This window comes from Paenibacillus sp. cl130 (genome assembly GCF_900116035.1).
Lineage (GTDB): Bacteria > Bacillota > Bacilli > Paenibacillales > Paenibacillaceae > Paenibacillus > Paenibacillus polymyxa_B.
Genome location: NZ_FOYG01000002.1, coordinates 384,419 through 398,620 on the forward strand (window position 1 = coordinate 384,419; position 14,202 = coordinate 398,620).

General features: G+C 46.1%; 14 protein-coding genes. 4 read left to right on the forward strand and 10 right to left on the reverse strand.

Annotated elements, in window-relative coordinates; translation table 11 throughout:
- Positions 1 to 56 precede the first annotated feature (56 nt).
- Positions 57 to 689, forward strand: a complete 633-nt coding sequence (locus BM358_RS08175; RefSeq protein ID WP_028540544.1) for a GNAT family N-acetyltransferase — start codon at positions 57 to 59, stop codon at positions 687 to 689.
- 12 nt (positions 690 to 701) lie between these two features.
- Here BM358_RS08175 and BM358_RS08180 read toward each other — a convergent pair whose 3' ends face one another.
- From BM358_RS08180 to BM358_RS08195, 4 genes are all read right to left on the reverse strand, one after another.
- Entirely contained in the window at positions 702 to 1,400 is a 699-nt protein-coding gene (locus BM358_RS08180; RefSeq protein ID WP_028540543.1) for a 5'-methylthioadenosine/adenosylhomocysteine nucleosidase, read from the reverse strand.
- Between the two features lie 114 nt (positions 1,401 to 1,514).
- Positions 1,515 to 2,522, reverse strand: a complete 1,008-nt coding sequence (gene ccpA, locus BM358_RS08185; protein WP_023989333.1) for a catabolite control protein A — start codon at positions 2,520 to 2,522, stop codon at positions 1,515 to 1,517.
- A 107-nt stretch (positions 2,523 to 2,629) separates the two neighbouring features.
- Positions 2,630 to 2,971, reverse strand: coding sequence for a bacillithiol system redox-active protein YtxJ (gene ytxJ / locus BM358_RS08190; RefSeq protein ID WP_013310927.1), 342 nt, complete (start codon positions 2,969 to 2,971; stop codon positions 2,630 to 2,632).
- A 101-nt stretch (positions 2,972 to 3,072) separates the two neighbouring features.
- A complete protein-coding gene (locus BM358_RS08195) occupies positions 3,073 to 3,519 on the reverse strand; it encodes a hypothetical protein (protein ID WP_023989334.1) in 447 nt (148 codons plus the stop codon).
- Between the two features lie 338 nt (positions 3,520 to 3,857).
- Here BM358_RS08195 and BM358_RS08200 point away from each other — a divergent pair, with 338 nt between their 5' ends.
- On the forward strand, positions 3,858 to 4,394 hold the full coding sequence (locus BM358_RS08200; RefSeq protein ID WP_028540542.1) for a type 1 glutamine amidotransferase domain-containing protein: 537 nt from the start codon (positions 3,858 to 3,860) through the stop codon (positions 4,392 to 4,394).
- Between the two features lie 186 nt (positions 4,395 to 4,580).
- Here the strand turns inward: BM358_RS08200 and ptsP are convergent, their stop codons facing one another.
- The 4 genes from ptsP to aroA all read right to left on the reverse strand — a co-directional run bounded on the left by ptsP (position 4,581) and on the right by aroA (position 10,267).
- A complete protein-coding gene (gene ptsP, locus BM358_RS08205; protein WP_023989336.1) occupies positions 4,581 to 6,326 on the reverse strand; it encodes a phosphoenolpyruvate--protein phosphotransferase in 1,746 nt (581 codons plus the stop codon).
- Complete coding sequence (locus tag BM358_RS08210; protein ID WP_023989337.1) at positions 6,323 to 8,206, reverse strand: glucose PTS transporter subunit IIA; 1,884 nt, start codon at positions 8,204 to 8,206, stop codon at positions 6,323 to 6,325. The genes ptsP and BM358_RS08210 overlap by 4 nt, the downstream gene beginning before the upstream one ends.
- A gap of 300 nt (positions 8,207 to 8,506) precedes the next feature.
- A complete protein-coding gene (locus BM358_RS08215; protein WP_013310932.1) occupies positions 8,507 to 8,941 on the reverse strand; it encodes a CoA-binding protein in 435 nt (144 codons plus the stop codon).
- A 33-nt stretch (positions 8,942 to 8,974) separates the two neighbouring features.
- Entirely contained in the window at positions 8,975 to 10,267 is a 1,293-nt protein-coding gene (gene aroA, locus BM358_RS08220) for a 3-phosphoshikimate 1-carboxyvinyltransferase (RefSeq protein WP_028540541.1), read from the reverse strand.
- 269 nt (positions 10,268 to 10,536) lie between these two features.
- Between aroA and BM358_RS08225 the strand changes: the two genes are divergently transcribed.
- Positions 10,537 to 10,842, forward strand: coding sequence for a rhodanese-like domain-containing protein (locus BM358_RS08225; RefSeq protein ID WP_010345522.1), 306 nt, complete (start codon positions 10,537 to 10,539; stop codon positions 10,840 to 10,842).
- A gap of 246 nt (positions 10,843 to 11,088) precedes the next feature.
- On the opposite strand, the gene gndA is transcribed toward BM358_RS08225, so the two are convergent.
- Both gndA and BM358_RS08235 read right to left on the reverse strand, forming a co-directional pair.
- Positions 11,089 to 12,495 carry an NADP-dependent phosphogluconate dehydrogenase gene (gndA, locus tag BM358_RS08230; RefSeq protein WP_028540540.1) on the reverse strand — a complete coding sequence of 469 codons (1,407 nt, stop codon included), beginning with the start codon at positions 12,493 to 12,495 and terminating at the stop codon, positions 11,089 to 11,091.
- A 173-nt stretch (positions 12,496 to 12,668) separates the two neighbouring features.
- Positions 12,669 to 13,268 (reverse strand): hypothetical protein, encoded by a 600-nt coding sequence (locus BM358_RS08235; protein WP_023989339.1) that lies wholly within the window; start codon positions 13,266 to 13,268, stop codon positions 12,669 to 12,671.
- Positions 13,269 to 13,547: 279 nt separating this feature from the next.
- On the opposite strand from BM358_RS08235, the gene BM358_RS08245 reads away from it, so the two are divergent.
- Complete coding sequence (locus BM358_RS08245) at positions 13,548 to 14,180, forward strand: YktB family protein (RefSeq protein WP_028540539.1); 633 nt, start codon at positions 13,548 to 13,550, stop codon at positions 14,178 to 14,180.
- Positions 14,181 to 14,202 lie beyond the last annotated feature (22 nt).

Genomic DNA, 14,202 nt, shown 5'->3' on the forward strand with positions numbered 1-14,202 from the left:
TGCTATAAGTAGGGGATATGAGGAACGAGCTCATGGCGAACAAGGAGGGCGTACACATGCAGCATTTAAAACTGTACCACTTGGACACGCTGGATCATAACGGACAAACAATCTATGTAGAAGGCCCCGTATCCGCGGATCAACTGCGTTCATTTCAAATGCACAAGCAATTAGATGCCTTTCGCAAACCAAAGGAACAGTTCGACGCGTTGGTGGATATTTCAGAACTGCCAGAAGGCAGAATTATCATTGCCCACAACGGGGAAACCCTTCTGGGATATGTTACTTTTCATTACCCAGATGAGATGGAGCGCTGGTCGGAAGCTGGCATGAAGGATTTACTGGAACTTGGAGCTGTTGAGGTAGCCGATGACTATCGTGGTCTGGGCCTGGGTAGCCGAATGATTCGGATTGCCTTTGAGGACAGACAACTTGAATCCTATATTATTTTTACCACCGAATACTATTGGCATTGGGATTTAAAAGGCAGCGGTCTCTCCGTATGGGAATACCGCCGCATGATGGAACATCTGATGAAAACTGTAGATATGGTCTGGTACGCCACGGATGATCCTGAAATATGCTCACATCCTGCTAACTGTCTGATGGTACGAATGGGAAAGGATGTGCCCCTCGCATCACAGGAGCAGTTTGACCATATCCGGTTTGTCCGAAGATTCATGTATTAAAAAATTATACCCTTATCCCAAATGCTTGAGCATGAACTCCACAATACGATGCGAACGATGTGAAGCTTCTACCGTAAATTCAGCATAATTAACGTGAGCCGATCCATCAGCCTTATCTGACATAGATCGTAGGACAACATAAGGCACAGCGTTCATATGAGCTGTCTGAGCCACAGCTGCACCCTCCATTTCGGTACAAGCACCGTCCATTTCCTGATGCAATGCAGTCACTAACTCACGATTTGCAACAAATTGATCGCCAGAAAGTACCTTGCCGACAATATACCGATCGCCAAACGATTTGCAGGCTTGCTCAGCTAGACTTACAAGCTCGGGATCAGCTACAAACTCTGAGGTGTCCTGATAAGGAATGACCCCTCTGGCATAGCCCAAAGGCGTTACATCCATATCATGCTGCATACATGTTGATGAGATGACAATATCCCCAATGTTTAAATCGGGATGAACTGCCCCTGCCACTCCCGTAAATATAATCTGTTCTACACCAAAATGATCAATCAGGATTTGTGTTGTTACCGCAGCATTAACCTTGCCTACACCGGATTTGCAGACAACGACTCTTTGCCCGTGAATGATTCCTGTAGTGTACGTGATTCCAGTCTTGACCGTCTTGCTCGCTTCCGTCATCGCTGCCAGCAGCAATTCAATTTCTTCATCCATAGCACCCATTAATCCATAAAGTCGGCTCATTACGCATCCCTCTATTCTTGGTTTGATGATGATGTCAATAAGAAGCTTTATATCCGCGAAAAAAGCTCCATCAAAGGAGCTTTCATCGAAGGTATATCCTATTCAGCACTGCGTCTAGTCTAAATAATTAACTGACAACCGCAAAATAGTTTCATGCGGCAAAATAACGCGAGGGTTCTCCACGTTTTCCTTTTTCATCAGCTTGGTCAGCAAACGCATCGCTACCGCACCCAAATCGTACATCGGTTGCGCGACGGTTGTCAGCTGAGGACGAACCATAGAGGCCATACGAATATTGTCAACACTGATTACCGAAAAATCATCAGGAACTTTCAATCCCTCATCCTGAATACTGTGGATCGCACCAATTGCCATTTCATCCGTAGCAGCAAAAATCGCACTTGGCTTCTTCTTCAGGCCGAGAAAATATTTCATTGCTTCGACACCAGATTCATAACGGTAGTTCCCGATTCGCACGAGATCCTCCTGATAATCAATTCCGGCTGTTTCCAGTGCTCTCTTGTAACCTTGGAAACGCGCATAGCCGTTTGCAGGGTCTTGAAGCGTACCACTGATCATTGCGATTTGACGGTGTCCATGGCGGATCAACGTGTTTACTGCATCAAAAGCAGCGGCTTCATGGTCGATATCGACCGAAGGATAGCTTCCTTTTTCATCACTCGTTGCACATAGAACAATAGGGACCGCAGCTGTATGGAACGCCTGAATATGCTCGTCCGTTACTGTACCACCCATGAACAGAAGACCATCCACTTGCTTTTCAAGCAATGTGTTGATGACACGAATCTCTTTTTCTTTTCGCTTGTCGGCATTACACAAAATAATATTATAGTGATACATATTCGCTATATCCTCAATACCGCGCGCAATTTCTGCAAAAATTGAGTTCGATATATCCGGTATAACCACGCCGACGGTCGTTGTCTTCTTGCTGGCCAGACCTCTAGCGACCGCATTTGGGCGATATCCCAATTGTTCAATCGCTTCGTACACTTTCTTGCGGGTCTGAGGTTTCACATTAGGATTATTGTTAACTACGCGGGACACTGTGGCCATTGAGACACCAGCTTCGCGAGCTACATCATAGATCGTTACCGTCACATTCCTTCTCTCCATTGCCAATAAATTTTCAACCGAATCCTAGATCAACTAATTAGAACCATGATACGACAAAATACTACTTTATGCAACGACAGCACACATTCTATCTATGTGAGATGATCGTGGAGTGCACGGGCTGTAATATTCGAATGGGATGTATGCCAAACAGCCTCTCCGCCCTTGATTAAAATGGCCTGCGGGGATTCATGCTTCACCTGAAGCCTGTCCGCGGTTTCATTGGACACCGGCCGATCTTCTACTACATAAATGATACCGTATTCAATATTTTCGTTGGGAGCGCCATGCAAATAGGACTCCACTTCCTGATATGCGCCTGCACTTATCGGACAACGTGTGCTATGTTTAAAGAGAAGCAACGGCTTGTCTGATGACGCTTCCAGAGCCGTATTTAATTGTTGAACAGTAGTCATTTTTGTCATCGTCGCCATTGGATATACATTCCTTTCTGTGTCTTGTCGTATGGCCTATTCACATCGTAACAAAAAGAACATGTAAAATCCAATGGTGACCATGAAAATTTTCATATTTTTTAGTTTTTTGTATTCGTAAATACCGATTCACTGGTAAAACCGGATAATTGAACCAATTTTTTCTCTACATCATTCATCCAATCTTCGTCTCCCAGACTTCTCGCATAGCGATAAAGATCCAGTAAGAGATTAATTCGAAGCTCCATGCGCTCCTCCAAAGCAGATTGCCAATCCACATTGGGATTGTCCGCTTCCTCCAATACAAGCTTGCGAATTATTTCTGCCAGTTCATTGTTGCGAGCAAAAGATATTCTCCGTGCCGTAGGTTTGCTCCCTAGACTTTGTAATAGTGCCTTAATGTCCTTCGTCACATGCTGCAAAACCTCACTGGAAAAGCATGACGAGCATGAGAATACAGGGACGTGCAAAATTTCAACCTTGCCCGCATAGATTACCTTTCGCAGTTCCAGTCCCATCGGTTTGCCACATTGACATTGCTTCTGCATTTAACCACCTCATTACGTAGGATCAAACTATACGAGGATCTCATCAGAATCCAAATATATCTATCTACTAGTCTAATAAATATTTGTTAACTCCATTAAATCTATCATACCTTGTTTTATTTCGACTTTGGGACCTCAAATCCTTCCACAGATTGCAGCTATGAACAAATTACCAAAGCTTTGGCGGGTCAGAAAATGACGACAATTGCTGTCAAAGAGCAGACTACTAACATAAGAATCTGCGAAGGAATGGACTTCGAGCGTTCTTTTTCTTAAGATGTAAAAGTACAGATTACAAAACAGAGGTGTCATCATGTGACGCACGAAAGGATGGTTGGATGTCAAGACTTGCCGGAAAAAAGGTTATCGCCCTGGTGGATGAGGAATTCGAGGATCTGGAGCTGTGGTATCCGATTTACCGTGTTCGTGAAGAAGGCGCAGAAGTGCATTTAGCCGGTGCGGAAAAAAGTAAAAAATATATTGGAAAATATGGCGTACCTGCTGAAGCGGAATATGCCTTTGAGGAACTGAATAGCAGTGATTATGACGGGATTCTCGTCCCTGGCGGTTGGGCACCTGATAAACTGCGCCGCTATCCCAAGGTAATTCAACTCGTACAGGAGTTTCATGCTGCTCATAAGCCGATTGGACAAATCTGCCATGCAGGCTGGGTACTGATTTCTGCTAAAATTTTGGATGGTGTTACGGTAACCTCCACACCAGGTATTCGTGATGATATGGAGAATGCAGGAGCTATTTGGAAGGATGAGGCAGTTGTGACGGACGGACATATTGTATCTGCTCGTCGGCCGCCTGATCTTCCACCTTACGGAAAAGCGTTCTGCGATTTGTTAGCAGATAACACCCAGAAATAAGAGATTAAGTTAATTTTCCGTAATCTCAAGAGGCTGTCAACAAGATGAAAAAAAGAACCTTCAAAACCATGAATAAGTGGTTTTGAAGGTTCTTTTTCGTCCAAGCCGTGCTACGCCTTAAGGTTTGCTACGACAAGCTCAACAGTACGGGGTGTTGGCTGTGCAAAGCTTTGCGGACATTATATATTACTGCCGTCCAGGCCCGGCCGGAGTGCAGCTGACATTAGCTGCAGTCAGCTTGTCTTCGATCGCTGCACCAGTGGACATGCCAAAGCAAACCTGAGCGACTGTCGTTGCCTCAGATGCAGTCGTATTCAGCACACGATGCTTGACCCGCAACAAAGATTGGGGAGACATGCTGAGTTGATGTATCCCCAGTTCCAGCCAAAGAGGAACGGAACGTTCATCTCCAGCCATCTCACCACATACACTCACATCAATTCCTGCTTGATGTGCCGCTTGTGCAGTCATGCGCAGCATTCGAAGTACAGCTGGATGGTATGGATGGTACATATGTGCAATCTGCTCATTCATACGGTCTACAGCCAGCACATACTGAACCAGATCATTCGTTCCGATACTAAAAAAATCTGTTTCAGCTGCCAATAGATCAGCGATCATCGCTGCAGCCGGTACCTCAATCATAATTCCTCGCTGAATGTTTGGATTATAGGCAAGCCCTCTTGCATCCAAATCCGCCATAGCCTCCTTCAAAAGAGCATCTGCCTGGCGGACCTCCTCCACGGATGAGATCATCGGATACATTACCTTGATATTTCCCGTTGCACTGGCTCTTAAAATTGCAGTCAACTGGGTTTTAAACAATTCCTTCCAATCCAGACTGATCCGTATAGCACGGTAACCTAGAAAAGGATTTTCTTCCTCTGGTAGTTGAAGATAGTCCAACGGCTTATCTCCACCGATATCCAATGTACGGATGACTACAGAGTGGTTTCCTGCCTTTTCCGCTATCAGCCGATATACTTCATACTGCTCCTCTTCATCTGGAGCAGATTTGCGATCCATGTATAAAAACTCCGTGCGGAACAGTCCCACACCTTGAGCGCCATGCTTCAAAGCTGCCTCCAGCTCTTTAATCGAACTAATATTGGCCGCCAGCCTCAGGGTGGTTCCATCCTTGGTCACGGCATCTACAGAAGCAAGTACCTGAAGCTGCTCTTTTCTGCGTCGCTGCTCGTCACGCAAAATTTTATAATGATCAGTTACCGTTTTTTCCGGATTCACATAAACTTTGCCCAGGTCTCCGTCCACAACCATCATATCTCCCGTTTGAACGGGCAAATTCAGATTGCTCTCCAGTCCTGAAACGAGTGGAATACCAAGTGCGCGGGCCATGATCGCAGAATGTGATGTTTTCCCACCATTCATAGTTACAATCCCTAAAACATAGCTAGGATTCAAGTGTGCCGATTGGGAGGGTGAGAGCTCCTTGGCTACCAGAATATAGGGCTGTGTATCCTTGGGAAGAGTCACTTCCGGTGCACCCAGCAAATGCTTGAGCAGCCGGTTTCCCACATCTTTGATATCGATTGCCCGCTCCTTCATATATTCATCATCCAGTAAATCAAACATTGTTACAAAATGATCAATGGCTTCCTTCACGGCCACCTCGGCCGCCTTATACTGACGCTCAATAATTCCGCGAATTTCATTCATGAATTCTGGATCTTCCAATATCGCAAGATGAGCATCAAAAATGCTGGATTCCTCCGGCCCCACCATCTCGCGAAACTCATCCTTAATAAACTGGATCTCACTTTTGGATGTGCGTATCCCTTCATACAACCGTTCAAATTCCTTTGCAAGATCTACCGCATCCATTTTTTGATCAGGTAAATCCCACTCCCAGCTCGGCAGGACAAATGCCTTCCCGATTGCCACACCTGCTGCGGCGCCGATGCCTTCTATCATGTTTCTACCCCTCCAACATTCCTGTCATGCAGCACAACGGACATTACCGAGGCCTGACCTTTTTTCACTGTTTTAAACGGAGCAAAGCTCCACGACTTGACGCGATCCGGATTCGTGATGACCATAGGAGTCACCAGTGATGGAGCTTGCTCTCGCAGCGCCTGCAAATCAAATTTGATCAGCAATTGCCCCGGTTCCACCGTATCGCCTGCTTCTACCATAGCAGTAAAATTTCCTTTTAGCTGTGAAGTATCAATCCCTATGTGGAGCAGAACCTCAAGTCCCTCTCGTGTGGAGATGCCTAAAGCGTGCATAGTCGGATACAAGTGCATCACAGTACCATACACTGGAGACACAAGTTCACCACGTTCAGGAACAAAAGCAACACCGTCCCCGACCAGCTTCGTCGCAAAAATTTTGTCAGGCACTTCATGAATCGGGAGCATTTTTCCATGTACAGGAGCGTTGAACAAAATTTGAGGGAGATCACGCTCCATCAGCTTCGCGATTTCCTCACGAATCAGTTCTGAATACGTTCCGAATACAACCTGCAAGTTACCTCCACCCAGATTGATAAGCCCGGCCGATCCCAAAGCCTTCATCGCTCCGGTATCGATCAGTCTGTCATTGTGGACGGTCAGCCGCAAACGTGTGATGCAGGCCTCCACCTGCACAATATTTTCCTTCCCGCCAAGTGCTTCCAAAATAAGCGGAGCACTATAAGGAATATTGCCGGCCCAATCCTCCAGAACCGAACCTTCCTCGCGCCCAGGAGTTGGAATACGGAACCGCCGGATAGCCCATCGAAACAATACATAATACACAAGCCCGTATGCCACTCCCACTGGAATTAACAACCAGGCGTTATGTGAGAGATGAAAATTAAGGACATAATCTATAAAACCCGCCGAATAGGAAAATCCGTGATGAATATCCAGCTCAAAGGTAAGCCACATGGCCAGCCCAGACATAACCGCATGAACGAGGAACAAATAAGGTGCTGCAAACAAAAAGGCGAACTCGATCTGTTCCGACACTCCGGTAAAAAAGCAGACAAGCGCAGCCGTCAAAAATGTTTTTTGCACCTTTGGCTTCAAATCTTCACGCGCTTCCTGAATGATCGCCAGCGCAATGGCAGGGATCGCAAACATCATAATGGGGAACAACCCGGACATGAAATAGCCCGCTGTCGGATCGCCAGCAAAAAACCGGGGTAAATCTCCCTGCACAACGTTGCCAGACGGCGTTTTATATGTACCCAGTTGAAACCAAAAAATATTATTAAGCAGATGGTGCAGACCAAAGGCCGCCAGCAACCGATATAGAATACCGTAGATAAACAGTCCAAAGCCGCCCAAGCTCGATTCCAGACCTACTATAAATTGCAGCCCTCTCTGTATGAGTGGGGCAATAATTAGCATGAGTCCTGCAAACACAGCCGAGAAGAGGCCAATAAGCAGCAGAACAAATCGGGTACCCCCAAAAAACTGAAGCACCTCGGGCAATTTGATGCTTTTGAAGCGATTATAAGCCACCCCTGAAATGACCCCCAAAATGATACCAATGAGCGTCGCCGGTTGAATGAGTCCGTTTCCAAATCTCAATGTGACCTGATCATATATAGCCATACCAGCTAATGCTGCCAGTCCCGCCTGACCTGCCTGATTCGACATCCCCAGTGCAACACCAACCGCAAATAAATATGGCAAAAAATAAAAAATCCCATGTCCCGCCGCATTTGCCATATCAGACACCATAGGGAATCCCCATGTGGACCAAGGAAGGCTGCCGAGACTTAGCAATATTGCAGCGGCTGGTAGCACCATCGTCGGGAGCATGACAGCACGACCGAGCTGTTGTAAGGATCCGAGCCAATTCATGGCATTCCTCTCCTTTCTATCCCTGATGGTAAGCCGAATAAATACTTTTGTCAAAGCAATGATTCCATCTGCCAAAATATTTATTTACGCTTCTACAGGTCAAAAAACTTTATCACCACAACAGATAACACTATGAATCCGTCTAGACCATTTTCATCATCAGGCATACATACATTATATGGATTGCTAAAAGTATAATATACTTTACCATATTCCTCATTTCGCACCAAAAACCTTCAACCCTGTGAAGCAAGGGAAGAAGGTTTTCATGTGCTTATAGCACGGGTCACTGATCCTTGTTTATCCTTTACGTACAGCCTGGGTCACTGAGTCCTCCACCTTAATGCAACGATCCATAATAACCGTCATTCCATGCTCCTGCGCAATGTCAGCGGCTTCCTGGCTTATAATCCCCTGTTGAAGCCACAAAATCTTAGCTCCAATAGCTGCTGCTTCACGCGCAACCTCTGCACAGTATTCACTGCGGCGGAATACATTGACCAGCTCCACAGGCTCAGGTACTTCAGCAAGACTGGCATAACAAGTCTCCCCAAGAATCGTTTGCCCTGCCGCCGCAGGGTTAACCGGAATAATCCGGTATCCCCGCTTCTGCATGGCATAAGAAACCATATAAGAGGTTCGATCTGATTTATCAGACAAACCAACAACCGCAATATTGCCTACTTGTTCCAAAATGGTTTTAATCTCTTCTCTCGACGGATTTTCAAAAGCCATCCTGTTCCCTCCTATTCGCATCTTCGTTTGCTTCTATTTTACCCATTCTACAGAAGCACCAAGCGTCGTTAGATGATCAAAATACTGCGGATACGATTTGGCGACATGATGTGCATCCTTGATCACTAACGGCTTCTGTGAACGCAAACCTACAATCGTCAAGGCCATAATAACACGGTGATCAAAATGCGCGTTAATTTCCACGCCACCTTCGACACCTTCCGGTCTGCCATGTACGATAATTTCCGCTTGGCGTTCTTCTACCCGAGCTCCAGCCTTGGTCAGCTCATTCAAATAATCGGTAATGCGGTCGCATTCCTTATACCGTAAATTCTCCACGTTATAAAAGCGGGACGTGCCTTCAGCAAATACAGCCGCAGCCACCATAGCAAGCACAGCGTCTGTTGCAGCATCACCGTCAAACTCGACAGCTTTCAATCGACCATTGCCCTTCACGACAACGGTATCGTTCTCATGTGTCAGTGGCACTTCCATCATACGCAACACATCTACGATAGCGCGTTCTCCCTGTTTGCTCTGCTCTTTAAGACGATGAATGGTAACATCAGAATTCGTTACTGCAGCAGCCGCTAGCACCGCTGCACTCCCTGGATAGTCTCCCTGTACAGTATACGTACGTGGCTGATAGGATTGCCGCCCCGGGACACGGAAAGACATGTAATCATCGCTTGCATGAATGATAATACCAGCCTCTTGCAATACCTCCAGGGTCTGCCCAATGACCACCTTGGATTTCAAATCATGCAGCACTTCGATTTCACTGTCTTCCTCTAGTAAAGGCGTAAGGAATAGCAAGGCGCTCAAATATTGTGAGCTAACCGAGCCGGACACCTGAATTTTACCGCCTTTCGCCTGACCACCCTGAATACGAATTGGCAACTTACCTTCACGATGATCTACTTTCACACCCAGTTGCCCCAGTGCATCGATTAGATCATCATGTGGTCTCTTACCCAATGAGTCGGGATATGTATTAACAAATGTAACATCCGGACATAGAGATGCAATACCCATCAAAAAACGGAGCACCGCTCCTGCGTTTCCCACATTCAATTCCTTCACAGCTTGAGGATGGCTACCAAAACCTGTAATAATTATTTTTTCATCATCCTCTTCCAGTACTGCACCCAGATCGGCGATACAACGACGCATAGCATCACTGTCTTCACTATGGGCTGGATAATAAATGGTACTTTGTCCCTCAGCAAGTGCCGCAGTGAGCAGATAACGAGTAGTGTAGTTTTTGGAGGACAGGGCCCCAATCTCTCCTTGCAAGGAAGGGGTAGGTCTAACGATAACATCCATAATGTACATGCTCCTTTTCGGTTCAAACCATCCTATTTTACGTTAATTATACAAGTTGTAGCATTCATTTCTCCACCCAAAAAATAAGAAATATTAATCTAGGTCGCCCGAGTGAATCCCGTCGGCTAATTAATCTATACCTGCCTTTAGGATTAAGCCGATTGACAGCCTAGAGATAGCTTAGCTATCATACATAGAGTGTGTGTGACATTTTGCACACGTCAAAAATATACGTAGCACCCATTATTTATCAGAAAAGAGGTCCGGCCATGACGCAAATCGCCCTGATTGAACCTTCTGAGTTGCGCGCACGTCTGCAAGCAGGAGAGCAATTGCAATTAATCGACGTCCGCGAAGCGGAAGAAGTAGCGGAAGGCATGATTGAAGGTGCCAAGCACATTCCGCTCGGACAGCTTCCGGGTCGTCTTGAAGAAATTGAACGCACCGGTGAAATTATCTTTATTTGCCGGAGCGGTTATCGCAGTGAACGAGCCTGCGAATATCTACAGCAGCTAGGTTATGAAGGCTGTACTAACATGACCGGCGGCATGCTGCAATGGTCACAGGAGCAATAGAAAACCTACTTAACAAAAGAGACGAGAACTTCCCGTCTCTTTTGTTTTAACTCAAAGCTTAGACGCGGTAATGCATTAAAATATTCTGTCCCTATCATACCATAGCCTCAAAAGATTACACAATCCTCTACTACCCTAGAATGATATCCATAATTAAAAATTAAAAAACGGAAGCTTCTTCTACCCATAGGGCAAAAAAGCTTCCGTTGTATTACATAATGCTATTCATGCATATCCGTCCGTTCATTAGAACCATTGATGATGGAATACGCCTTCTTTGTCCACACGTTTGAACGTATGGGCACCAAAGTAGTCACGTTGTGCTTGCAGCAGATTTGCTGGCAAACGCTCAGTGCGGTAGCTGTCATAGTATGCAAGCGCGCTGGAGAAGCCAGGCACTGGAATACCTTGAGATACAGCTACGGAAATCACTTGACGCCATGCATCTTGATACGTTTCAACTACATTTTTGAAGTAAGAATCCAGTAACAGGTTTTTCAAGGCAGGGTCGCGGTCATATGCATCCTTGATGTTTTGCAGGAATTGCGAGCGGATAATGCAACCGCCGCGGAAGATCATAGCGATTTTTCCGTATTTCAAATCCCAATCATATTCATCGGAAGCTGCACGCATTTGAGCGAAACCTTGAGCATAGGACACAATTTTACTTGCAAACAGTGCTTTACGTACGCTCTCGATAAATTCTTTTTTGTCGCCGCTGAAGGACTCAGCATTAGGACCGCTCAGCACTTTGCTTGCCGCAATGCGCTCGTCTTTCATAGCAGACAAGAAGCGGGAGAATACGGATTCGGTAATCATGGACAATGGCACACCCAGATCCAGCGCGCTTTGGCTTGTCCATTTACCTGTACCTTTTTGACCAGCAGCATCCAAGATAACGTCTACCATTGGCTTGCCTGTTTCAGTATCGTATTGGGAGAAGATGTCAGCTGTAATTTCGATCAGGTAGCTGTCCAGTTCCCCTTTATTCCATTCCGTGAAGATTTCATGAAGCTCTTCCGCATTCACGTTCAGGACTGATTTTAACAGGTGATAAGCTTCACCGATCAATTGCATGTCGCCGTACTCGATACCGTTATGCACCATTTTTACATAGTGACCAGCACCGTCGGGACCGATATATGTACAGCATGGGTCGCCTTCCACTTTAGCAGAGATTGCCGTCAGAATTGGCTCTACCAGTTTATAGGCACTTTCTTGTCCACCCGGCATAATAGCAGGACCATTCAAGGCACCTTCTTCACCACCGGATACGCCTGTACCAATAAAGCGAAGTCCTTTTTCCTCCAGCTCCTTGCTGCGGCGCTGTGTATCAGGGAAGTAGGCATTGCCTCCGTCTATAATAATGTCGCCCTTGTCCAGATGAGGCACAAGCTGTTCAATCGTGGCATCTGTAGCTTTACCAGCTTGAACCATGATCAGGATTTTACGGGGTGACTCCAATGAGTTCACAAATTCTTCAATAGAGAAAGTACCCGTCAGTTTTTTACCTTCTGCTTCTTTGATAAGATCGTGCGTTTTTTCTGGAGAGCGATTAAAAACCGAGACGGTGAAGCCTCTGCTCTCAATATTAAGGGCTAAATTCTTACCCATTACCGCCAGGCCGATCACACCAATTTGCTGTTTTGCCATCTGGTTCCTCATCCTTTGCAACATATTTTGTCTTCTACATCGCCGCTTTACCGCATTACACTTTATGTGAATCGGAACACGTGCACTTCTATTTTAACGTTTTTGGTGTAAGAAGTGAACCCCTGTCTATTCACAGATCAAAACACCCCATTTTCATGAGGTGTTCAGATGTATTACACTTCCATCATCAACAGTTGGTGGGATAGCGTTTGCAGGCGTTCATGGCAATTCCCGATTTTAGCCTTATCTCCGTCTGTCATCGCTGTGAACAGTTTCTCCAATTCATCGTCTACTTCCATTTTGAGCAGCAGCAGCCGGGTTTCCCCTTCATTGGAAGCGTACATATCCTCCATTTCCTGTGCGGACAGCACCGGTCCTTTCTGATAAATGACACGCTGCTTAAAGCCAGTAACCTCGACCAGACGAATAACCTCACCGAACAAAATATTTTCTACTAAAATATGATGATCCTTAACTCTTTTGACAATGGCATGACCTCGGGTGCTTCCAATCAGCTTCTCCAACCACTCAGCCAGCTTGGCATCGCGGATTACATAATCTCCAGCCAACTTGTAGTGTCCTGTACGCAGCTGTTGAAAACGGAGCTTCACCAGCTTGCGGCCGGTTCTCACCGACAAAACCAGGTACGACTCATCCTCGCTCCAGTACAGCGAATACCCTTCCGATATCAAATCCTTGATCAGATTATGGATATGCCGACGGCTAAACCGGAGCTCTAGATTGCAATATTCTACCTCACAGCCCTTGTTCACGGCATTCCCTCCTTTTTCAAGTCCGATTCAAGAAGTCCGGCTACAGCAAGCCTGCGGCTTTCCCGCTTGATCTTCCCTTGCTCTATTTTATACTTCATTTTATGTAAGGGTACTTGGTTATTTGACCTATTTTTATGAGTAACAGCGCACAATCCTACTTTTGCCTTATATGCTTGTTTCAAACCTGGTCTAAAGTCGGCCAAGCCCGGCGGCATTATGCTATAATCGGACATATTACGCCACACGACATGGCTTAACCCAGTTACAGGAGGAAAAGGAATGACATTTAGTGGATTTACTGCAAAGGACTTCGATGTTTTTGAAATACCGGGGTTGGAGCCTCGTATGGAAGTGCTGATTCAGCAGGTTCGGCCCAAGCTGGAGGCAATTGGCGAGGAATTGGCCCCGTTCCTGACAGACTTATGTGGGGAGCCTATGCACGTTCACGTTGCCAAGCATGCACGACGCAAAGTCAATCCCCCCAAAGATACTTGGGTTGCCTGGGCGGCAAACAAGCGCGGATACAAGGCGCTGCCGCATTTTGAGGTAGGCATGTTCGCTTCCCATCTTTTCGTCATCTTCGCAATTATTTATGAAAGCCCGAGCAAAGCTACATTTGCCCAGGCGCTCGAAGCCAACCTGAGTGATGTACGTTTTAACCTACCGGATCATTTTTACTGGTCCATGGATCATATGGCTCCAGAAGGCACAGAACAACAACACATGGATAATGAAGATTTTCAAACGATCATCCACAAGCTGCAACAGGTAAAAAAAGCGGAGGTCATGTGTGGAATCCGTATTGACCGAGAAGATCCACTCGCCAGCGACGGGGCTGCATTATTACAGGCTGTGCGTTCTACCTTTGAGCATTTGCTGCCGCTGTACCGAATGTCTTTCTCGAAAGAGTAGCTCTCGCCGCTTTTCAAGGTGC

Coding starts and splice junctions, on each gene's coding strand:
- BM358_RS08175 (WP_028540544.1), top strand. CDS start 57: ATGCAGCATTTAAAACTGTACCACTTGGACACGCTGGATCATAACGGA.
- BM358_RS08180 (WP_028540543.1), bottom strand. CDS start 1,400: ATGAGCCGACTTTATGGATTAATGGGTGCTATGGATGAAGAAATTGAA.
- ytxJ (WP_013310927.1), bottom strand. CDS start 2,971: ATGGCGACGATGACAAAAATGACTACTGTTCAACAATTAAATACGGCT.
- BM358_RS08195 (WP_023989334.1), bottom strand. CDS start 3,519: ATGCAGAAGCAATGTCAATGTGGCAAACCGATGGGACTGGAACTGCGA.
- BM358_RS08200 (WP_028540542.1), top strand. CDS start 3,858: ATGTCAAGACTTGCCGGAAAAAAGGTTATCGCCCTGGTGGATGAGGAA.
- ptsP (WP_023989336.1), bottom strand. CDS start 6,326: ATGATAGAAGGCATCGGCGCCGCAGCAGGTGTGGCAATCGGGAAGGCA.
- BM358_RS08210 (WP_023989337.1), bottom strand. CDS start 8,206: ATGAATTGGCTCGGATCCTTACAACAGCTCGGTCGTGCTGTCATGCTC.
- BM358_RS08215 (WP_013310932.1), bottom strand. CDS start 8,941: ATGGCTTTTGAAAATCCGTCGAGAGAAGAGATTAAAACCATTTTGGAA.
- aroA (WP_028540541.1), bottom strand. CDS start 10,267: ATGGATGTTATCGTTAGACCTACCCCTTCCTTGCAAGGAGAGATTGGG.
- BM358_RS08225 (WP_010345522.1), top strand. CDS start 10,537: ATGACGCAAATCGCCCTGATTGAACCTTCTGAGTTGCGCGCACGTCTG.
- gndA (WP_028540540.1), bottom strand. CDS start 12,495: ATGGCAAAACAGCAAATTGGTGTGATCGGCCTGGCGGTAATGGGTAAG.
- BM358_RS08245 (WP_028540539.1), top strand. CDS start 13,548: ATGACATTTAGTGGATTTACTGCAAAGGACTTCGATGTTTTTGAAATA.